Consider the following 21647-nt stretch of genomic DNA (forward strand, 5'->3'; position numbering starts at 1 on the left):
ACTGGCCCATCGATCGTGCACGTGCTGTATAACGTATGGCTTGTTACATGACAATAATGCCCCTTGGGTACTCGGTTTCAACGCCGAGTACCCAAGGGGCATTATTCGTCAGTGCTAGTCCTCTGTTGGCTGCGTTTTTTCTTGCGCATTCTTACGCTTGCGAAGGCCAACGAATGCCAATCCTCCGCCAACGAGCACGAGTGCGCCAACGCCAATCCAGACGCCAATCGGAACACCTGCACCGCCGGTGTGCGTGAGTCCACCAGGTGCTGTGGGGTGGGCGCCAGTCGTGCCTCCGGTCGCTCCGGCATTGCCGCCGTTTACGTCAACAGAAGGTTCGTTCGCTTTCCACCCTGCGTACAAAGTAAACGCTTGGGTCACGGACGAGGTGAAGTCATATTTCGTGCTTGCCTTCTCATCAGTGAACCAGCCCACGAATGAGTAACCATTGCGATGCGGCAGCATGGGAATGGGGAGGCGGTCACCGTAGTCCACCGAAGCCGGCTCAACTGAAGAGCCTTGCCCTGTGTTAAAGGTGATCGTGAATGCGTCGATTTTCCACCCTGCGTAGAGATGTATCGGCCCGGTAACAGGCTGGTCAAAGTCATAGAGTGCTGTAGCGTCCGAATCAGTGTGCCAACCCGTAAAGCTGTAGTGTTCGCGGATCGGTGGCTCTGGCGCCGGAATCAATTCTCCGTAAGTAACCGTCATCGGAGGCAGCGCTGAGCCGCCGTCAGTGGAGAAGGTCACCTCGTACGTTTCTGCCGTCCAACCAGCATAGAGCGTGAGCGCGCTGGTGACTGGGGTGTCGAACTTGTACTTTGTCTTGAGATCTTTGTCGGTGTACCAGTCGGTGAAGGTGTGGCCTTCGCGGGTTGGGGCTGCGGGTTCGGTGACGGGTTTGCCGTGGTCGATGGTTGCTGCTGCGACGGCTGATCCGCCTTGGCTGTCAAATGTGACGTTGTAGGTATCGACCTTCCATCCTGCGTAGAGCGTGAGTGTGCTGGTGACTGGGGTGTCGAACTTGTACTTTGTCTTGAGATCTTTGTCGGTGTACCAGCCGGTGAAGGTGTGGCCTTCGCGGGTTGGGGCTGCGGGTTCGGTGACGGGCTTGCCGTGGTCGATGGTTGCTGCTGCGACGCCTGATCCGCCTTGGCTGTCAAAAGTGACGTTGTAGGTGTCGACCTTCCAACCTGCGTAGAGCGTGAGTGCGCTGGTGACTGGGGTGTCGAACTTGTACTTCGTCTTGGTGTCTGTGTCGGTGTACCAGCCGGTGAAGGTGTGGCCTTCGAGGGTCGGGGCAGCGGGTTCGGTGACGGGCTTGCCGTGGTCGATGGTTGCTGCTGCGACGGCTGACCCGCCTTGGCTGTCAAAGGTGACGGCGTACGCGTTCAGTGACCATCCAGCGTAGAGCGTGAGTGCGCTGGTGACGGGGGTGTCGAACTTGTACTTCGTCTTGAGATCTGTGTCGGTGTACCAGCCGGTGAAGGTGTGTCCTTCGCGGGTTGGGGCTGCGGGTTCGGTGACGGGCTTGCCGTGGTCGATGGTTGCTGTTGCGACAGTTGATCCGCCTTGACTGTCAAAGGTGACGTTGTAGGTGTCGACCTTCCAACCTGCGTAGAGCGTGAGTGCGCCGGTGACTGGGGTGTCGAACTTGTACTTTGTCTTGAGATCTGTGTCGGTGTACCAGCCGGTGAAAGTGTGGTTCGCACGCGTGGGCTGCGTCGGCTCCGAGGCTGTGTTGTCAAACTCGACGGATTGAGAAGTTACCGCCGAACCACCCTGGCTGTCGAAGTCAACGGCGTACTCCGCAATTTTCCAGCCCGCGTACAACGTGAGGTTATCGACCACCGGTGTACTGAAGACGTATGTTGTCTTCGCGTCTGCATCGGTGTACCAACCCGTGAATGAGTAGTGGTCTCGCGAAGGGTTGGGCGGAACACTTGCCTGGGCGCCGTAGTTTACAGTCTGCCGATCAACGCTACTGCCACCCTGGGAACTGAAACTCACGTAGTTCTCGAGGTATCGGGTGGTATATCCGTTCCACAGGGCGGGAGACTCGGGGTAGCCTCGCTCGCGATGAATATTTACAAGGACGTTCGCCGGTGGCCCGAACGTGGTGTTGGTGACGGCTGCAGGGGGAGCGCCCTCTAGCTGCACACGGGTGAGATATCGGTTGTCGTCAAAGGCGCCAGCTTCGACCCGCTTGACGTTCTGGGGGAGGTCAACGCTGGCAATCCAGTTGCTGCCGAAGGCGCTTCGCTCAATGGTGTCGATGTTGTCTGGAAACTCCACTCCCTGCAAAGCATTTTTCTCGAAGGCCGAGACACCAATGTTCCTGAGTGGCGCTGGAAGCTTTAGCGTTCCGGTCAGGTCATTGAAGTAAAAAGCGTTTCTTTCGATGGCCTTCAGACGAGAGAACTCTCCAAAATCGATCGACTTGATGGTGTTTTGGGCAAAGGCATACTCGGGAATCGTCTCGACCGACCTCGGTATTTCAACCGTTGTGATGGAGTTGTTTTCGAACGCGCGACTACCAAGAGATTGCAGACCCGACGGTAAGGTCAGGGCTGTGAGCCCACGACCTGAGCACGCTGAAGGGGCGATTGAGCGAATCGCATATACATTGCTGTCTGGGGTTTGAAAACCATAGGCGAAATGTAGTTCAGTACTCGGCATCTCGTTTCGAGGAAGACAGGACTTTACCACCGCACCTGCCGCAACATTGGTGGGGTCAACCTGATAGATGACGCCATCTATCGTGTGTTCTTCTACCGCAGCGTGTGCAGCGGGTGCCGTAAATTGGAGAGCCGTGAATGTGACGAGAATTGTCAGGCAGAACGCTAGTACGAGTCGGGCAGACGGCAGCGCACGTGTGTGCGTCTGACCGCCATGCTGGTGGTGGAACATAAAACTCTTTGCTTCCTTCGCTAGCTGATGTTCGATCCCGCTTCACACAGAAGTGACCATTTACAGGCTAACCACAAATCGCGAAAGGCACTGAGACTCCCAGGGAACTGAGATTAAAATCCTAAGTTGCGAAGTGCTTGAACCCGAAATCAATTCCGCCAAATTTGCTCACGAAGACGACAGTTCTCGTCAGGTACGAAATGCTGGAGGACACTGCGGTGGCGAGATCACCGATATGTTCTGTACTGCGGTAGGGTAGACAGGTCACTTGGGGCTGTAGCTCAGTCGGTTAGAGCACACGACTCATAATCGTTCGGTCGCGGGTTCAAGCCCCGCCAGCCCTACTAGATCAGTGAAACAGGTCAGCGCCACTCGTGAAATGTACGAGTGGCGCTGACGTGTTTCTGGCGTCTCTCGACGTGTGCTCGCTATGGTTTCCATTGCGCTGACGAACTCGTGAGCGGGCAAACGAAGGAGGGGTTCGCACCACAATGGTGCGAACCCCTCCTTCGTTTGCTGTCGTAAGACTAAGCGTCGTACGAGCGGATAGCGACAACGGCATTGTGGCCACCGAAGCCGAACGAGTTCGAGATCGCGAGCTGAGGACCTTCGCCAAGGGCGACGGGCTCAGCTGAGATCGAGAGCGGGATCTCGGGATCCTGCTCGGTGACGTTGATCGTCGGGGGAGCGACGCGGTTCTGCACGGCGAGCACCGTGAACATCGCCTCGAGTGCGCCGGTACCACCGAGGAGGTGGCCGGTTGCTGACTTGGTGGCCGAGACAGGGATTTCGTCGGTGCGATCACCAAACACTACGCGGAGTGCGTTGTACTCTGCGCCGTCGCCGGTCGGGGTCGATGTTGCGTGAGCGTTGACGTGGGTGACGTCTTCGGGCTTTGCGCCAGCAGCCTCGAGTGCGAGGTACACCGCACGGCTCGCACCCTGGCCCTCGGGCTCGGGAGCGGTGATGTGGTAGGAATCGCTTGTGACGCCGCCGCCGGCGATCTCAGCGTAGATCTTCGCACCGCGAGCGAGTGCGCGCTCCTCGGTCTCGAGGACGAGTGCAGCAGCACCCTCGCCCATGACGAAGCCGTCACGATCGGTCGAGTAGGGGCGCGAAGCGGTCGCAGGATCGTCATTGCGGCGCGAGAGTGCCTGCATCGATGCGAAAGACGCGATGGTGATGGGGTGGATCGCAGCTTCGGATCCGCCAGCAATGACGACGTCCGCAAGGCCGGCCTGGAGGTGCTCATATGCATTGACCAGCGACTCGGTGCTCGACGCGCACGCCGAAGCAACGGTACGAGCGTACGCACGTGCGTTCAGGTGCATCGAAACAGCGGCAGCGGGAGCATTGGGCATGAGCATCGGTACCGAGAGCGGCATGACGCGGCGGGGGCCTTTTTCGCGGAGGGTGTCCCACGCATTGAGCAGCGACCACACGCCACCGATGCCGGTTGCCCAGTCGACGCCGAGGCGATCGGGGTCCGTGCCTTCGAGGTTCGCGTCAGCGTACGCCTCGAGCGCTGCAACGAGCGCGAACTGGCTCGAAGGGTCCAGGCGCTTAGCTACCGGACGGTCAAGAACCTCAGTGGGTTCGACTGCAGCCTGGCCAGCGAACGTGACGGGGAGCTCATACTTCTCGACCCAGTCATGCTCGAGGGTACGTACGCCGGACTTGCCAGCGAGGAGTGCTTCCCAGCTTTCGCTGGCGGTGCCGCCGATGGGTGAGGAGGCGCCGATACCTGTGACGACGATCTTCTTGCTCATGTTGCGTGCTCCGCTACTCGTGAAGGGATGAATCGGGCGTACGCCCGGAAGTCTAAATCGGTGTCGATCCGTGCGGAAAATGGCGCGGATCGACACCGGTGGGTCCGAAGACCGTGAGTCTTACGACTCGAAGGGGGGAGACGATTACGCCTGTGCCTTTTCGATGAAGGTGACAGCGTCGCCGACGAGCTTGAGGTTCTTGACTTCCTCGTCAGGGATCTTGACGTCGAACTTCTCTTCTGCGTTGACGACGATGGTCATCATCGAGATCGAGTCGATGTCGAGGTCGTCGGTGAACGACTTGTCGAGTGCAACAACGTCAGCGGCGATGCCGGTCTCGTCGTTAATGAGTTCTGCGAGGCCTGCGAGGATCTCTTCGTTGCTGTAAGCCATGGGTTTCTCCTTGGTAATTGTGGGAATGAAAAAAGAAAGGGTAAGCCTTCACGGCCGCAATTGGCGTACGCCATGCGACCAATCGATCTTACGGCAGCTCGACGACCTGCGCACCAAACACGAGGCCAGCGCCGAAACCGATCTGAAGCGCGAGACCGCCAGAAAGCTCGGGATGCTCTTCGAGGAGGGCGTGCATTGCGAGCGGAATCGATGCCGCAGACGTGTTGCCCTGGGTCTCAATGTCTCGCGCGATGACGACGCTTTCGGGCAGCTTCAGCTGCTTCGCGAACTCGTCAATGATGCGCATGTTCGCCTGGTGAGGGATGAAAGCGGCGAGCTCCTCAGGAGCAATGCCCGACTCCTCGAGCGTGCGACGTGCAACCTTTGCCATCTCCCACACTGCCCAGCGGAAGACCGTCTGGCCATCCTGGCGCAGCGTGGGCCAGTCGAGTTCACCGGCAGCTTCGCGGTATTCGTTGAAGGTGTTGGTGACGCGAATCGTCTCCCACTTCGAACCATCCGAACCCCACACGGTGGGGCCGATGCCGGTGTGGTCGCTCGGGCCGACGATAACTGCGCCTGCGCCATCACCGAGGAGGAACGAGATCGAACGATCGGTCGGATCGATCATGTCGCTCATCTTCTCAGCACCGATCACGAGCACGTTCTTGCATGCACCCGAGCGAACGAGCGAGTCTGCCTGGCCAACGCCATAGACGTAGCCAGCGCATGCTGCCGAGATGTCGAATGCTGCTGCGGGGGTGAGGCCGAGGCGGTGCGCAGCGAGGGCTGCCATCGAGGGGGTCACTGCAACGTTTGAAATGGTCGAGATGATCACGCCATCAATGTCGGCGCGATCGAGCCCCGAGCGCTGAATCGCTTCTTCGCCAGCTGCTACCGCCATGTCGACCGCGAGAATCTCTGCGCTCGCACGCTTGCGCGTCACGATGCCGGTGCGCTGGCGGATCCACTCATCCGAAGAATCAATGGGGCCAACGATGTCGTCGTTCGGTACCACGAGGTCGCCGCGTGACGCGCCAACCGCGAGAATTCGGGTGTGCGCGGGGCCTGTGGGCTGTACGAGAGGAGACATCGAAATCCTTCGGTCTATGGAATGTGGGGAGAGTTACGCCGCGGCGATGAGCTCGAGAGCTGCATCGAGGTCGGCGGGCGACTTGACTGCCACCGTCGGAATTCCCTTCAGGCCGCGCTTGGCGATGCCCGTGAGTGCTCCTGCGGGTGCAAGTTCAATAAGACCAGTAATACCGGACTCCGTAAACCCGTTCATGCATGCGTCCCAGCGAACTGGCTGCGCAATCTGGGAAACGAGCGATTCGAGATACGCGGATCCGCTCGTGACGATGCTGCCATCAGCGTTCGTCCAGAGGGGGCGGATCGGGTCAGTTGCCGAAACGTCTGCGGTCTCTGCAGCGAGCGTGGGGATCGCGCTCTCCATGTAGGAGGTGTGGAATGCGCCAGCGACCTGCAGCGGAATCACGCGAGCGCCACGGGGTGCGTTCTCAGCAAGCTTGGCGATGTTCTCGACTGCACCAGCAGCAACGATCTGGCCGCCACCGTTGCGGTTTGCGGGAGTCAGGCCTGCGGCTGCAATTGCCTCAAGCACGGTTTCCTCTACGCCACCGACGACAGCTGCCATACCGGTCTCGACCGCAGCAGCAGCCTCAGCCATGGCGCGGCCACGAACGCCGACCAGGCGCAGAGCGTCGGTGGGATCCAGGACGCCAGCGACCACTGCGGCAGCGAACTCGCCAACCGAGTGACCTGCGACGCCGGCGTTTGCGAGATCCGCGCGCGCCGAGAGTGCGTTCCATGCGAGTACCGACGCGCCGACGATGAGTGGCTGTGCGATCTTCGTATCGCGAATCGTGTCAGCGTCACTCGTGGTGCCGTGCGCAATGAGGTCAACCTTGGCTGCTTCTCCAGCGGCCTGCATGAATTCGCGAGCGCCTGGCAGTTCGAGCCATTCGTTCAGGAATCCGGTGGTCTGTGAGCCCTGTCCGGGGCAAGCGATAACAATCACGTGAATAAGTTTCTCAAATCAGCATGCGAAGAGCCGCATGTATTCCATCACAGTTTAGCGAAATGCTTGTAGGTATCCACTAAACGCGCGCGGAAGTTTTCCGTTGGCCTTGGTTTGCAATGGAGCCAGCAATGAGAGCTGACTGCAGAATCAGTGCCTCGCGGGCGCCAGTGGCGTTCCAGCCGATGACTTCAGAAACCTTCTTTAGGCGGTAGCGCACGGTGTTCGGATGCACGAATAGCTCACGCGCGGTTGCCTCAAGTGAGCGACCGTTGTCGAGGTAGCACCAGAGCGTCTCCAGCAGTTCGCCTGAGTGATTCATGAGCGGATCGTAGATCTGCTCGATGAGGGTGCGACGTGCAAGACCGTCGCCGGCGAGTGCACGCTCTGGAAGGAGGTCATCGGCGAAGACAGGACGCGGGGCATGTCGCCACGAACGAGCGACGGCAACACCGGCGAGCGCGGCACGCGCGCTGCGCGACGCCTCGACAAGGGTGTCAACTGACGGGCCAAGTACCAGCGGGCCGGGACCGAAGCCTGCACTGAGCAGGGTTGCGAGCTCAAGGAAAGGGATGGGTTCGAACGGCGCAGCACCCTCAAGCCGCGGTGCCGTAATGCGCCCGATGACAAGCACCAAGCGGTTGCCTTGGAGGCCAATGAGCACGTCAGCGCCGTGGTGGCGGGCAATGCGACGGAACTGGTCGATGTCATAGTTGTGATCCGCACTGCCGACCAACACCGCAGCCTCACCGTCACCGTGCCAGCCAAGTGCGGCAATTCGACTCGGCAGTTCGTCGTCAGATTCGCCCGTCAGGATCGAGTCGACAACGAGCGCTTCGAGGCGCGCGTCCCAAAGGCCACGAACCTCGGCGGCACGTGCGTATACGTCGGCGGCTGCGAACGCGACGTCACGCGAATAATGCAAGACAGCCTCACGAAGCTGCTCACTGCGAGGGGAGACGCGCTCTTCAACGACGCCGACCACCACGCGAATGAGCTGCAGCGTTTCCTGCAGGCTGATCGAGCGGAGGAGCTCCCGCGGGGCCGCGCCGAACACATCGGACGCGACCCACGGGGTTGAGGATGGATCCTCGTACCACTGAATAAAGGAACTGATGCCGGTCTGGGCGACCAAGCCCACGGACGATCGGCGGCTCGGAGGCATGCTTCCGTACCAGGGAAGGGTTTCTTCAAGACGGGCGATGGTTTGCGTTGCAAGCTCGCCCGCGATGGTCCGTAGCCAGGAGAGTTCCTGGTCCTTGGTTCCTGTCATCAGTTACTCCTCGCTCTAGGCGTCTCCGCCCGCGCCGCCGGTGGTACCAGCGTTCACGTCGTCGAGCTTGTACTTGGCTGCTGCCTGTGCGGGAATGCTTGCGTCGATCTTGCCCTGCGCGGCGAGGCGCTGAAGCACCTTCACAACGATCGACTCACGGTCGATGTGGAAGAAGCGTCGAGCTGCTGCGCGGGTGTCCGAGAAGCCGAAGCCATCTGCGCCGAGCACCGAGTAATCGGCGGGGACGTAGGGGCGGATCTGCTCGGGGACCTGCGTTGACCAGTCGCTGACTGCAACGACGGGGCCGTTCGCGCCAGCAAGGCGCTCCGAGACGTACGACTGCTTGGGAGCTGCCGAGAGGTTCTCGAAGTTGTGCTTCTCTGCTGCTGAGCCGTCACGCTGGAGCTCGCCCCAGCTCGTGACGCTCCACACGTCTGCCGCAACGTTCCAGTCCTGGGCGAGGAGCTGCTGCGCCTCAATTGCCCACGGAACCGCAACACCCGATGCGAGGATCTGTGCGCCAAGTTCGCCCGCGGGAGCGGGTGCCACACGGTGCATGCCGCGGATGATGCCGTCAACGTCGACATCTGCGGGCTCTGCGGGATGAATGATCGGCTCGTTGTACACGGTGATGTAGTACATGACGTTCGGATCTTCGTGCTCGCCACCGTACATGCGCTCGATACCCGCGCGCATGATGTGACCGATCTCGTAGCCGTATGCCGGGTCGTACGAGAGTACGGCCGGGTTCGTTGCAGCGAGGAGCAGCGAGTGGCCATCAGCGTGCTGCAATCCTTCACCGGTCAGCGTGGTGCGGCCAGCGGTCGCGCCGATCATGAAGCCACGGGTCATCTGATCGCCTGCGGCCCAGATTGCATCACCGGTGCGCTGGAAGCCGAACATCGAGTAGAAGATGTAGATCGGGATCAGCGGCTCGCCGTGCGTCGAGTACGAGGTGCCGACGGCGGTCATTGCTGCCGCTGCGCCTGCCTCGTTGATGCCAACGTGCAGAAGGACGCCCTGCGGGCTCTCCTTGTACGCAAGAAGCAGATCCCGGTCGACCGAAACGTAGTTCTGGCCGTGCGGGTTGTAGATCTTCTTCGTGGGGAAGTACGAGTCCATGCCGAACGTACGCGCCTCATCGGGGATGATCGGCACGAAACGGTCGCCCATGCCCTTGTCGCGCATGAGGTCCTTGAGTAGTCGCACGAAGATCATGGTCGTCGCAGCTTCCTGCGTGCCAGAACCCTTCTTCGCGATCGCGTAGGTCTTTTCTTCTGGCACAGCGAGGTCGACGTGTGTGGAGCGACGCTCTGGCAGGTACCCGCCGAGGTCGCGACGACGCTCGTGCATGTACTGAATCGTCTCGTTGTTCTCGCCCGGGTGGTAGTACGGGGGGAGAGCAGGGTTCTCTTCGAGCTGCGCATCGGTAATGGGGATGTGCATGGTGTCGCGGAAGAGCTTGAGGTCCTGCAACGTCATCTTCTTCATCTGGTGCGTAGCGTTACGCCCCTCGAAGTGCGGGCCGAGGCCGTAGCCCTTAATGGTCTTCGCGAGGATGACGGTCGGGCGACCCTTGTGCTCCATGGCAGCCTTGTAGGCAGCGTACACCTTGCGGTAGTCGTGACCGCCACGGCGAAGGCCCCAGATCTGATCATCTGAGTAGTCCTTAACGAGGTCGAGCGCGCGCTCGTCCTTGCCGAAGAAGTGATTGCGAACGAATGCGCCGTTCTCAGCCTTGTAGGTCTGGTAGTCACCATCAGGAGTGGTGTTCATGATGTTGAGCAGTGCGCCGCTCTCATCACGCTGCAGGAGGTCATCCCACTCACGACCCCAGATTACCTTGATGACGTTCCAGCCGGCACCGCGGAAGTAGCTCTCGAGCTCTTGGATGATCTTGCCGTTACCGCGAACCGGGCCGTCGAGGCGCTGCAGGTTGCAGTTGACCACGAAGGTGAGGTTGTCGAGGCCCTCGTTTGCCGCAACCTGCAGCTGGCCACGGCTCTCAACCTCGTCCATCTCGCCATCGCCAAGGAACGCCCAGACGTGCTGGTCTGAGGTGTCCTTGATGCCACGGTTGGTCAGGTACTTGTTGACCTGCGCCTGGTAGATCGCATTGATCGGGCCGAGGCCCATCGACACCGTCGGGAACTGCCAGAACTCGGGTGCGAGACGCGGGTGCGGGTAGCTGGGGAGGCTGCCTGCAGCGTGCGACTTCTCCTGACGGAAGCCATCGAGCTGGTCCGCACTGAGGCGGCCCTCAAGGAATGCACGAGCGTACATGCCGGGCGACGCGTGGCCCTGTACGAAGATCTGATCGCCGCCACCGGGGTGGTCCTGGCCGCGGAAGAAGTGGTTGAAACCAACTTCGTAAAGTGACGCGGCCGAGCCGTACGTCGAGATATGGCCGCCGACGCCAATGCCGGGGCGCTGTGCGCGGTGCACGGTCATGGCCGCATTCCATCGGATCCATGAACGGTACTGACGTTCGACATCGTGGTCGCCAGGGAACTCCGGTTCATCGGCACTTGCGATGGTGTTCACGTAGTCCGTAGTCGGAACCATCGGAACGTTGAGGTGGAGCTGACGTGAGCGGTCAAGCAGATCGGTCATGATCTCTCGGCCGCGGGCTGCGCCACGTTCCTTTACTACAGCGTCAAGTGAGTCTCGCCATTCAGCGGTCTCGGCCGGATCGACGTCGTCGTGATCCGGTGCGTACGGGTCTTGGGTGTTAACCGCCACAGGAAGCTCCAATACTTTCCATGGCACGCAAACGGGACGACAAGGGTGATCATCGATTTGCGTGCACAACCGAGTCGGCGGATTCGCCAACACCACCCCAGACTATCGGGTTTATACGAGAAAACGGGCGATTGTGCGATATTTCCTGTGGAAACTGAACAATCTGCGGCGCACACGTGGGGGAGTTGGGTGAAAATCGAGTTCACACCCCGCGAATCAAGAGGCGATTCCCACAGAGTGGGCGTTCAAGCGCTCGGATATTCGGTGCTGGATAAATCGTAACACGAGGTGTGGCGTGTGAAGCTGATTGGAAAACAAAACAACCCGGTCATTTCTGACCGGGTTGTAGGTGGTGCGCCCTGAGAGACTCGAACTCCCGACCCTCTCGGTGTAAACGAGATGCTCTAACCAACTGAGCTAAGGGCGCTTGCTGTCGACTGCGACCTGTTAACTATAGAACAGATCGACAGCCGACCGCGAATCGAACGCGCCTAAAACTTACGCAAGCTTCGCTACGGCGTCACGGTAAGCGGCGAAATCTCGCGCCTGACCAGGCTCTGTTGCGAACGAAGCGAGAATCTTGCGGTCTTCACCGATGAGGAAAGTCGCGCGTGTTGCAATGCCTGCTTCGTCGATGAATACGCCGTAGTCGTTCGACACTGCGCCGTGCGGCCAGAAGTCCGAGAGCACCGAGAAGTTGTAGCCTTCCTGATCCGCCCATGCCTTCAGCGTGTACACGGAGTCAACCGAGACACCGAGGACGCGAACCTTCGCATCTTCGAAGATTGCGATGTTGTCGCGCAGCTCGCAGAGTTCACCGGTGCAGATGCCCGAGAATGCGAGAGGGAAGAAGACCAGTGCAACCGGCGACTCGGTGACGAGCTCGCTGAGGGTCAGCTCCTCACCGTTCTGATCGGACAGGGTGAAATCGGGTGCGATTGTGCCAACCTCGAGGACCATCTTTGACTCCTTTGTATTCAGTCGTTCTGCGCTCAGCTCGGCTGCTGCCGAAGAGCTGATGCAAGCGTATCGCAGCGTCACATTGAGACATCTCTCGGATTTCCGAAAGGAAGCCTGGATAGGGTGAACGAAGAACAACATTGTGAAGCAAGGAGTTATCGGGAATGAGCGCTACGAAGTCGGAGAACGTTGTCGTTGAATCAACTGCAGCTACGGCAGACGCCCTGAAACTCGCGTTTCGAGACCACCCAGCAGGCGTGTCGCTGATCACGGCGCAGACCGATGAGGGACCGGTCGGACTGACGGCATCGAGTGTCGCTTCAGTAAGCGTCGATCCGCCCGCCCTCGTGTTTTCTGTGACCCGAGCAACGGGCAGCGCGGGTGGCATTCTGCGCGCAGATTCGTTCCTCGTACACCTGCTTGATTCGCGGCACGCGGATCTCGCGCGCACGTTCGCGGTGTCTGGCACGGAGCGATTTACCGCCGAGCAGGGTTGGGCTGAGCTGGAGACTGGCGAGCCGTACCTGCGTGACGTGCGCGCTGCGCTGCGCTGCCGGGCGCTCCACACTGAGACCGTTGGCTCGTCAGTGGTCGTCGTCGCTGAGGTTATCGGCTCGGTGCAGGGTGACACCCACGCGCCGATGGCGTACTACAACCGTGAGTTCCGCGAGTTGGGCGAGCCGGTCGCGCGCGACTAAAGCGCGCATACGCAACGCAGTGAGGGCCGGCACCTGGAACGATGACTCGTTTCGGTGCCGGCCCTCACTGCGTTGCTCGACATACGCGCTAGCTTGCGTTCGCTGGCTCAGCGGCCGCGGTGACGGCTGTGGCTCCCTGCGCGTCGCTATCGACTGCGAGGTTGGTAGCTGGCGAGACGCGCGGATCGGGCATCACCGCATCGATGCAGGGCTTCTCGTGCTTGTTCGCGCGAGCCCACACCACGAAGCCGACTGCGGTAAACGCGCCATAGAAGACGTACATGAATGCCGTGGCGTAGTAGCCGGAGCTGAACAGCAGGGGCACGCCAACGAGGTCGACCGCGATCCAGATGAGCCAGAACTCAGTCCAACCCTTCGCCATGCCATAGGTCGCGAGCAGTGAACCGACGAAGGTCCATGCGTCGGCCCACACAGGATCCCAAGAACCAAGCGCGCGGAACAGGGGAGTGAGTGCGACCGTGCCGAGCACCATTGTCAGTGCGAGACCGATACGGGTCGAGTTCGATGCCCAGCGTGGGGTCACCTGGCCATTGCCGTTGTTGCTCGCGTTCTTCCAACGCACCCAGCCATACACGGCGACGGTGATGAACATGACCTGCCGCCCCGCCTGGCCAAGCAAGCTCGGAAGCTCATGGTCAGGATTGAGGATCGAGCCAAGGAACACTGTGAGCAACAGCAGGTTGCCGACAATACCAACGGGCCAAGCCCAGATGCGGCGACGCATGCCGCCAAGCGCGGAAGCGAGTCCGAAAACGTTTCCTACGACCTCGCGTACGAGCAGTGACTGCCCGCCAGGGAGCTGCCAGTGCGCATTGAAAAGCTCGACGAGCCAGTGAAAAATGTTCATTCCGTTTCTCCTCTCGATCGATACTGCCGAGGGAGAACGTGCAGCGCAGGGGACCGCTGAGAATAGCGATACCCCAAATAGGCCACACGCCTGTGCTTCTTCCATCCAGACTGTAACTGTCGGTACCAGAATTTCACTGGTTCAACCTCGGCCAGATGGCCTCGGGTCGCGGACTATAACCGCCGGCTCGGAATTTCACCGACCCCGGAGCACGAGTGTGTTCGCTCTCCAGTGTAAACCCCTTGCGCGGAAACTAAAATTCCGTTTGCTTAGGGCGAAAGCGTGGAACGAGCGTTACGCGCTGTGCAGTCGCCAAGCCGGCATGCTCGGCGCTTCGTCTGCGACGGTCGTGAGCGCACCGTGACCAGGGAGCACTGCGGTGTCACTCGGGAGTGACAGGAGGCGTGCATCGATCGAGTCGAGAATCTGTGTCCAGCTGGAGTAGTCCCACCGCACGGCACCGGGGCCGCCCTGGAACAAGGTGTCACCACTGAAGACGATGTTCAGTGCGGGAACGGCAAAGCTGACGGAGCCGGGTGTGTGGCCCGGCGTGTGCAGCGTGAGGAGTTCGAGGCCAGCTGCGGCGAACAGGGCGCCGTCGGCGAGCTCAAAGTCGGGGAGGGCCTCGCCGTGCGTGTCAGCCCAAATGAAGAGGTCGTCTGGGTGCAAGTAGATGTGCGTGTCTACGAGTGCTGCAAGCTCGAGCGCCGCATTCACGTGGTCTTCGTGACCGTGAGTGAGGAGAATGCCGAGTACGTTGCGATCAGCGACCGCATCGGCAATGGCCTGTGCGTCATGACCGGCATCGATGATGAGCACCTCGGCGTCGTCGCCCAGTAGCCACACGTTGTTCTCGAGTTCCAGGCCCTCTGCTGGACGACCTGGCAAACCTGCGCCGATCCGCCCACGTGTGATGACCTGTTCGATACGAGCCTCGCCCATGCGATCTCTCCTTGTGCTGTCGAAAATCGTCAGTTCCAGCCTTCGTCGCCCATCGAAGGTGCTCTCTTGAGCGTATCCCGTTGCGGAACGAATTGCACCTGATCTCAGAATCTGTGGATAAGCGCACAAAAGCGGGCGGCCCCCAGATTGAACATCTGAGGGCCGCCCGCTGAGGAACGAAACCTTACGGCTTCACGACGATGGTCGGCACGGGGAGTGCCTGCAGCACGCCGTGGCTGACCGAGCCAAGAAGCAGGCGGCTCAGGCCACCGCGACCGCGGCTGCCCACCACGATCATCTGTGCGCCCTCAGCAGCCTGCACGAGTGCGGCGACCGGGGGAGCCTGGACGATGTGGCGTTCGATCGTGAGATCGGGGTAGCGGGATGCGAGACCAGCGGTGCCAATGGCGATTGCCTCCTCAGCCGCAGCCTGCTGCGCCTTGACGAGGTCTTCGCTCCAGAGGTACTCGAGGCCCGGGGTCAGGGGCGGCATCCAGGCGTAGACAGCGATGAGCGGAACACCGCGGAACGATGCAATCTCAGCCGCGTAGTCCACAGCTTTCTGTGAAGCCTCAGAACCATCGACGCCGACAACGATGCCCGCGGTGGGATCGACCTCGGTGCCGGGGATCACAGCGACGGGGCAGTGTGCGGTCGCCGCGACCTTGACGGCACGGGTGCCGAAGAAGGAGCCAGCGAACTTGCTGCCCTCGTGTGCGCCGAGCACAAGTAGGTCGGCGCGCTTCGAGGCCTCCTCCACCTCAAGGATGGGGTGACCGACAACAGCGGTGCCAGTGATCTCGCCCTCGAAGCCGATGCTGCGTGCATACTCTGCTTCGATATCGAGCATCTGCTGAGAGGCGTCCTGCGCCTCAGAGAGGAAGACGGCGCTTTCCGAAAGGAAAGAATCGTCAGCTACGTGCAGGAGCTCGACAGATGCGTTGCGATCCTTTGCTCGCGACAGGCCCCACGCAAGCGCGATGCGGCTCTGTTCCGATCCGTCGACACCGATAAGGAACTTCTCAGACATGATGCTCTCCCTTGTGCATGTTTCGTCTATTTGTGGGGTGTTAGGCGTTGCGTGCCGGAACCTGTGCCGGGTGCGAACCTGCGAGCTGCTCGATGATACGAACAACCTGGCAGCTGTAGCCGTACTCGTTGTCGTACCAAACGTAGAGGATCGCAGTCGAGCCGGTCACGATGGTTGCGAGGCCATCAACGATGCCAGCGCGGTTCGAGCCGACGAAGTCCATCGACACGATCTCAGACGACTCGACGTACTCGATCTGAGTGCGGAGCGCGCCGGTGAGCGAGACCTGGCGAAGGAGCTCGTTGATCTCCTCGCGGGTGGTCTCCTTCTCGAGCTGCAGGTTGAGTACAGCCATCGAGACGTCGGGGGTAGGAACGCGGATAGCGTTGCCGGTCAGCTTGCCCTCGAACTCGGGGAGTGCCTTCGCAACAGCCTTCGCTGCGCCGGTCTCGGTGAGCACCATGTTGAGTGCTGCCGAGCGGCCGCGACGGTCGCCCTTGTGGAAGTTGTCGATGAGGTTCTGGTCGTTCGTGTACGCGTGTACGGTCTCGACGTGACCCTGCTTGACGCCGTATTCGTCGTTGATGACCTTGAGTACGGGGGTGATCGCGTTCGTAGTGCACGAAGCTGCGCTGAGGATGGTGTCAGCGTCGGTGATCTTGTCGTTGTTGACACCGTAGACAACGTTGAGCATGTCGCCCTTACCGGGTGCGGTGAGGAGTACGCGTGCGATGCCGTTGTTCTGCAGGTGCTGGCCGAGGCCCTCTGCATCGCGCCAGCGGCCGGTGTTGTCAACGAGGATCGCGTTGTTGATGCCGTATGCGGTGTAGTCAACGCTTGCGGGATCGTTCGAGTAGATCACCTGAATGCGAACACCGTTCGCGAGGATGACGTTCTCTTCCGGGATGATGCTGATGGTGCCGTTGAAGGGACCGTGCACCGAGTCGCGGCGGAGGAGGTTTGCGCGCTTCTCGAGGTCGTTTTCCGAACCCTTACGCACGACGATTGCGCGAAGGTTCAGGCCGTTCTCGCTGCCCGAGTGATCGATGATGATGCGCGCGAGCAGGCGGCCAATGCGGCCGAAGCCGTACAGGACAACGTCGCTACCAGCGGTGCGAGCGGTGTCAGCGTTGCCTGCGAGCTGCTCGCGAAGGAACGACTCAAGGTCGTCCGACTCGGTCGCGCGGAATGCCGCTGCGAGGAGTGCGAGGTCGATCGATGCGGGGCCAGGCTGAATTGCAGCGAGGGTCTCGATGATCGCGAAGGTCTCAGTGAGGGGGAGCTCATTGACGTCGATCTTGCGGGCGAAGCTGTGCGCACGAATGATGTCGATCGCCGACTGGCCTACGAGGCTGCGGCCGTGTACCGACATGACCACATCGTGATCGCGGTACAGCTGACCGATCATCGGGATCATCCGTTCGGCGAGCTCCTGCTTCGCGTTCCAGGACTCGAGGTGAGTAGCTGCGGGCTGATTCATCTGAACGAGGGGTTCCTTCCCGGGTGGGTTGGCGGAGGTAAACACTTTCCCCGCCGGATACTGATATCAGTCTCCCTCCAGTATCCCATGTGTCGGACGAGAGAGTGACGGAATATGACACCGCGATTCGTCGGAAGTTGCGTATTCGGGGGAAACTTGAGGACAACACGGATCTTCCGCATAGATTTTTACTCATAGACGTAGTGAATTTCGTGAGGATCCACACTGATTTCACGATATTCACGAAAGGGACTGCAATGTCATTGAAGAAGCGCGGCCTTCTCGCTGCATCCGTCGCAGCACTCGCACTCGTCACCACCTCGCTCGTCGGTTGCGCATCGACCGAGGCTGAAGCTGCAACGGTCAAGATTGGCGTCGTCCCCGGCGGCCAGCCGTACTGGACCACCTTCGTCGACGCGGCAAAGGAAGAGGGCATTAACGTGGAGATCGTCGACTTCGACGATTACCCCCAGCCCAACCCCGCACTGACCGAGGGCGAGCTTGACCTCAACCAGTTCCAGCACATTCAGTACCTCGCTGAGCACAACGTTGCTTCGGGCGATGATCTCTCGATCATTGGCTCAACCTTCATCTACCCGATGAACATCTTCTCGGCAAAGTACAAGAGCCTTGAAGAGATCCCCGCTGGCGCAACAATCGCCGTGCCTGATGACCCCTCGAACGGTGCACGTGCGCTTCTTGTGCTCCAGAAGTTCGGCCTCATCGAGCTCAAGGATGGCGGCTCGAACACGTCGACCGCTGACGACGTCCTCGCGGACAAGTCGAAGGTCAAGGTCCAGACCCTCGCTGCAGACCTCATCCCCTCGTCGCTTCCCGACGTTGACGCAGGCGTTGTGAACAACGACTACGTTGAGCCAGCTGGCCTTGATTTCAAGGATTCGCTCGGCGCTGATGGCGTTGAGGACGAGTCGGTGCAGCCCTACATCAACATCTTCGCTGCACGCGCTGCAGATCTCGACAACGAGACCTACAACAAGCTCGTCGACATCTACCAGAACAACGCAGATGTTCAGGCAGCACTCAAGGATTACGTCGGTGAGGGCGCGGTAGCAGTTAAGCTTTCCAAGTCTGAGCTTGCGGAAATTCTGAAGACCGCGGAAGAAGACGTCCGCGCTTCGCAGAAGTAATCGCGAACTCACGCTGCAATATCGGCTGGCGGGGTGCACGGGTAACCGGGCGCCCCGTTCCGCCGTTTGTGGCTCGCACGAAAGGAGACGCCAATGACACGCGTCACACTCACAGATGTATCGATGCAATATCCGGGGCGCGGATCGAAAGACGCCGACCCCGTTCTCGCCGTCGACAACGTCTCTATTGACGTCGCATCGGGTGAGATTCACGCGATCATTGGATACTCCGGCGCTGGAAAGAGCACGCTGTTGCGTCTCGTGAACGGGCTTGAGCGCGCAACTGCAGGCAGCATCACCGTCGACGGTCAGGAGATCACCACCCTCTCCGAGTCGAAGCTGCGTGACGTGCGTGGCGGTATCGGCATGATCTTCCAGCAGTTCAATCTCTTCCACTCGAAGAAGGTGGCGAAGAACGTCGAGTACCCGCTCGTCGTTGCCGGCGTGCCGAAGGTCGACCGGCAGGCGCGTGTCGCCGAGCTGCTCGAGTTCGTCGGGCTGGCAGATAAAGCTGATTCGTACACCGATCAGCTCTCTGGTGGCCAGAAGCAGCGCGTCGGTATCGCGCGCGCCCTCGCAACGCGGCCCGGTCTGTTGCTTGCTGATGAGGCGACCAGCGCGCTTGATCCGCAGACCTCGCAGGAGGTCCTTGCGCTCCTTAAGCGTGTGAATGCTGAACTTGGCATCACGATCATCCTCATCACGCACGAGATGGAAGTGGTGCGCGAGATCGCCGACCGAGTGACGGTCATGTCTGGCGGCGTCGCCGTTGAGCAGGGCGAGGTGTACGAGGTCTTCTCAAACCCGCAGGCTGAGACGACGAGACGATTTGTGTCGACCGCGCTGCCGACGCTGCCCGATCAGGCGCACCTCGACAAACTGAAAGAGCGGCACCGTGGCCGTATCGTTTCGCTGAAGTTCCGTGATGGCGATGTGGATCAGCCCGTCGTCTTCCAGACGCTCGCAGATCGCGGCGTCGGCGTGAACATCATTCACGGCGGCATCACTGACGTTGGTGGCCGGAGCTTCGGTCGCCTCACCCTTGAACTTATCGGTGACGATGTTCGCGTCGAACACGCTGTGGCCGCGCTCGGCCAGGTTGCTGAACTGGAGGTGCTTGTCTAATGGATCGGCTTCTTGATCTGATTTCTGACGGCAAGCTCCTCGAAGCTGTCGTCCAAACCCTGACGTATGTCTCGATCGCGCTGGGTGTCGGTGGTTTCCTTGGTCTGCTGCTTGGCGTGCTCCTGACGGTCACCCGCCAGGGTGGTCTGCTGCAGAACCGCCCGGTCTACTGGGTGCTGAACTTCCTCGTGAACTTCTTCCGTCCGATCCCGTTCGTCGTGTTGATTGCGGCCCTCCAGCCGCTTGCGCGTTTGGTGGTCGGTGTCGGCATTGGCGACAAAGCGCTCATCTTCGTGCTGTCGTTTGCTGCGACGTTCGGTATCTCCCGTCTCGTTGAGCAGAACCTGCTCACGGTGTCGCCCGGTGTCATCGAAGCTGCCCGCGCAATGGGTGCTGGCCCGATCCGCACCATCTTCACGGTCTTGATTCCTGAGGGCCTTGGTCCGCTCATCCTTGGCTACACGTTCGCGTTCGTCGCGATCGTTGATATGACGGCAATGGCCGGTGCAATTGGCGGTGGCGGCCTCGGTCAGCTTGCCCTGCAGTACGGCTATCGTCAGTTCAACCCGTGGGTGACGTGGACCGCTGTGCTGATTATCATTGCGCTCGTACAGGTCGTGCAGTTGCTGGGTAACTGGCTCGCACGCAAGCTCCTCAGGAGGTAATGATGTCGGTTCCCGTTCTTGCCGATCTGCGCGCGGTCGCAGAAGATTTTTGGCCCGTTGCAACTGCCGAGTCCTGGGACCAGGTCGGTCTGGTGACCGGTCGCGACGCGCAGCCCTTGAGGCGCGTCTTGCTCGCGGTTGATGCCGTTGCGGCAACCGTTGATGAGGCGATTGCGTGGGGTGCTGACGCGCTCATCACGCACCATCCGCTTCTGCTGCGCGGAATCCATACCGTCGCAGAAGACACGGCGAAGGGCGCCCTGCTGGCTCGGCTGATTCGCGCCGAATGTGCGCTGATTGCGGCGCACACGAACGCCGACGCTCCCGAGCACGGGGTGTCCGATGTGATTGCCCAGCGTCTGGGCTTGCTTGCCGTGTCACCGATTGAACCGGGAGCGGATCCGACAGCTGGCATTGGTCGTGTTGGTGATCTCGTCGCTCCCGTGAGTCTGCGTGAGTTCGCGGATCGCGTGAACAACGTCATGCCCCAGACCGTGAGCGGCGTGCGCGTTGCTGGCGATCCGGAGCGCAAGATCAGCCGTGTTGCGCTATGCGGCGGTGCAGGCGACAGCCTGCTGAGTCACCCCGCGGTGCTCGGCGCCGACGTGTATGTGACGAGTGACTTGCGGCACCATCCGGTGCAGGAGGCCGTCGAGGCAGCTGCGGTGGTCGGAGGTCCGGCACTGATTGACGTTTCGCACTGGGCGAGTGAGTCCCTGTGGCTCGCTGGCGCAGCCGAGCGTTTGGGGGAGCGACTCCCCGGTGTGGAGTTCAAGGTGAGCACGCTGCGCACCGATCCGTGGACCTTTGCGGTGGGTGCAGAGCACTAATCTTCCAGGCACTTTGCCGCTGGCGCGGTAGGATTGACCGCATGAAGGCTCTCCCGCGTCAGCAGCACTTGCTGCTCGATCTCCAGACTCTTGACCACAATCTCGCTCGACTGCATCGTATGCCCGGCCAGTTGCCGGAACGTGCAGAGCTCGCAGCGATCGAGGGGGAGCGCGTCGCAGCACGTGACGCGTACCTCGCAGCACAGCGCGAGTCTGACACGGTAGCGCTTGAACTCACGCGCTTCGCCTCTGACGTCAAGCTCGCTGCTGAGCGTCGCGCGCACGACGAGAAGCTGCTCGCAGAGGCGACCGACCCGAAGCACGCGGTTGCGATCCAGAGTGAGATCGATGCACTGATTCGTCGTCAGGCTGCACTCGAGGAGCAGGAGTTTGCTGCAACTGAGGCTGCTGAGGCTGCCGCTGATGCGCTTGCTGCTGCTGAGGCAGCGTACAACGGCATTGATGAGCGTCGTGCCGCGGTACAGGCGCGACTCGCCGCAGCTGAGCAGCAGATTGCCGCAGATCTCGCGGAGGCACAGGAGGCGCGTGCCGGCCTCGCCGCCGAAGTACAGGGTGACCTCCTTGCGCTGTACGAAGAGACTCGTGCCCAGGTAGGAATCGGCGCGGCGCGCTTGCGTGGCAATGTCTCTGAGGGCAGCAACATGGCGCTCTCGCCTGCAGAGATGAGCAACGTGCATGCGGCGCAGGTTGACGATGTCATCTTCTGCCCCGGTTCGGGTGCGATTCTCGTGCGCGTCACCGACGAAGACTAA

The 21647-nt window shown here is 60.7% G+C and carries 18 protein-coding genes, 2 tRNA genes and 1 riboswitch; of the genes, 7 read left to right on the top strand and 13 right to left on the bottom strand.

What is annotated here, in order from left to right; all coding sequences use genetic code 11:
- Positions 1–114: 114 nt before the first annotated feature.
- Entirely contained in the window at positions 115–2910 is a 2796-nt protein-coding gene (locus tag ICM05_RS09320; protein ID WP_188024314.1) for an InlB B-repeat-containing protein, read from the bottom strand.
- Between the two features lie 270 nt (positions 2911–3180).
- Between ICM05_RS09320 and ICM05_RS09325 the strand changes: the two genes are divergently transcribed.
- Positions 3181–3254 (top strand) — tRNA-Ile (locus ICM05_RS09325).
- Positions 3255–3437: 183 nt separating this feature from the next.
- Here ICM05_RS09325 and ICM05_RS09330 read toward each other — a convergent pair.
- The 8 genes from ICM05_RS09330 to ICM05_RS09365 all read right to left on the bottom strand — a co-directional run bounded on the left by ICM05_RS09330 (position 3438) and on the right by ICM05_RS09365 (position 12088).
- Positions 3438–4679, bottom strand: a complete 1242-nt coding sequence (locus ICM05_RS09330; RefSeq protein WP_188024315.1) for a beta-ketoacyl synthase — start codon at positions 4677–4679, stop codon at positions 3438–3440.
- 144 nt (positions 4680–4823) lie between these two features.
- Positions 4824–5072: an acyl carrier protein gene (locus ICM05_RS09335; protein ID WP_188024316.1), complete on the bottom strand. Its 249-nt coding sequence runs from the start codon at positions 5070–5072 to the stop codon at positions 4824–4826.
- An 88-nt stretch (positions 5073–5160) separates the two neighbouring features.
- The gene (locus ICM05_RS09340) at positions 5161–6165 is read right to left on the bottom strand and encodes a beta-ketoacyl-ACP synthase III (protein WP_188024317.1); all 1005 of its coding nucleotides are present in this window, start codon (positions 6163–6165) and stop codon (positions 5161–5163) included.
- A 33-nt stretch (positions 6166–6198) separates the two neighbouring features.
- Complete coding sequence (locus tag ICM05_RS09345; RefSeq protein ID WP_188024318.1) at positions 6199–7113, bottom strand: ACP S-malonyltransferase; 915 nt, start codon at positions 7111–7113, stop codon at positions 6199–6201.
- A 79-nt stretch (positions 7114–7192) separates the two neighbouring features.
- Positions 7193–8386, bottom strand: coding sequence for a CdaR family transcriptional regulator (locus ICM05_RS09350; RefSeq protein ID WP_188024319.1), 1194 nt, complete (start codon positions 8384–8386; stop codon positions 7193–7195).
- A gap of 15 nt (positions 8387–8401) precedes the next feature.
- Positions 8402–11128, bottom strand: coding sequence for a pyruvate dehydrogenase (acetyl-transferring), homodimeric type (aceE, locus tag ICM05_RS09355; protein WP_188024320.1), 2727 nt, complete (start codon positions 11126–11128; stop codon positions 8402–8404).
- Between the two features lie 350 nt (positions 11129–11478).
- A tRNA-Val gene (locus ICM05_RS09360) sits at positions 11479–11555 on the bottom strand.
- A gap of 71 nt (positions 11556–11626) precedes the next feature.
- Entirely contained in the window at positions 11627–12088 is a 462-nt protein-coding gene (locus tag ICM05_RS09365; RefSeq protein ID WP_188024321.1) for a peroxiredoxin, read from the bottom strand.
- Between the two features lie 164 nt (positions 12089–12252).
- Here ICM05_RS09365 and ICM05_RS09370 point away from each other — a divergent pair, with 164 nt between their 5' ends.
- Complete coding sequence (locus ICM05_RS09370) at positions 12253–12786, top strand: flavin reductase family protein (protein ID WP_188024322.1); 534 nt, start codon at positions 12253–12255, stop codon at positions 12784–12786.
- Between the two features lie 88 nt (positions 12787–12874).
- Here the strand turns inward: ICM05_RS09370 and pnuC are convergent, their stop codons facing one another.
- From pnuC to ICM05_RS09390, 4 genes are all read right to left on the bottom strand, one after another.
- Positions 12875–13654: a nicotinamide riboside transporter PnuC gene (gene pnuC / locus ICM05_RS09375; protein ID WP_188024323.1), complete on the bottom strand. Its 780-nt coding sequence runs from the start codon at positions 13652–13654 to the stop codon at positions 12875–12877.
- An 88-nt stretch (positions 13655–13742) separates the two neighbouring features.
- Positions 13743–13871, bottom strand: a riboswitch (FMN riboswitch).
- Positions 13872–13948: 77 nt separating this feature from the next.
- Positions 13949–14596: an MBL fold metallo-hydrolase gene (locus ICM05_RS09380; protein ID WP_188024324.1), complete on the bottom strand. Its 648-nt coding sequence runs from the start codon at positions 14594–14596 to the stop codon at positions 13949–13951.
- A 184-nt stretch (positions 14597–14780) separates the two neighbouring features.
- Positions 14781–15626, bottom strand: coding sequence for a universal stress protein (locus ICM05_RS09385; RefSeq protein WP_188024325.1), 846 nt, complete (start codon positions 15624–15626; stop codon positions 14781–14783).
- Between the two features lie 40 nt (positions 15627–15666).
- Positions 15667–17106: a glyceraldehyde-3-phosphate dehydrogenase gene (locus ICM05_RS09390; protein WP_188024326.1), complete on the bottom strand. Its 1440-nt coding sequence runs from the start codon at positions 17104–17106 to the stop codon at positions 15667–15669.
- Between the two features lie 257 nt (positions 17107–17363).
- Between ICM05_RS09390 and ICM05_RS09395 the strand changes: the two genes are divergently transcribed.
- The 5 genes from ICM05_RS09395 to ICM05_RS09415 all read left to right on the top strand — a co-directional run bounded on the left by ICM05_RS09395 (position 17364) and on the right by ICM05_RS09415 (position 21647).
- On the top strand, positions 17364–18254 hold the full coding sequence (locus tag ICM05_RS09395; RefSeq protein ID WP_188024327.1) for a MetQ/NlpA family ABC transporter substrate-binding protein: 891 nt from the start codon (positions 17364–17366) through the stop codon (positions 18252–18254).
- 93 nt (positions 18255–18347) lie between these two features.
- Positions 18348–19379: a methionine ABC transporter ATP-binding protein gene (locus ICM05_RS09400; protein ID WP_188024328.1), complete on the top strand. Its 1032-nt coding sequence runs from the start codon at positions 18348–18350 to the stop codon at positions 19377–19379.
- Complete coding sequence (locus ICM05_RS09405) at positions 19379–20044, top strand: methionine ABC transporter permease (protein WP_188024329.1); 666 nt, start codon at positions 19379–19381, stop codon at positions 20042–20044. Before ICM05_RS09400 ends, ICM05_RS09405 begins: the two co-directional genes overlap by 1 nt.
- Positions 20044–20874: a Nif3-like dinuclear metal center hexameric protein gene (locus tag ICM05_RS09410; protein WP_370566780.1), complete on the top strand. Its 831-nt coding sequence runs from the start codon at positions 20044–20046 to the stop codon at positions 20872–20874. Before ICM05_RS09405 ends, ICM05_RS09410 begins: the two co-directional genes overlap by 1 nt.
- 41 nt (positions 20875–20915) lie before the next feature.
- A complete protein-coding gene (locus ICM05_RS09415) occupies positions 20916–21647 on the top strand; it encodes a zinc ribbon domain-containing protein (RefSeq protein WP_188024331.1) in 732 nt (243 codons plus the stop codon).

The organism is Leucobacter sp. cx-42, assembly GCF_014529985.1.
GTDB lineage: Bacteria > Actinomycetota > Actinomycetes > Actinomycetales > Microbacteriaceae > Leucobacter.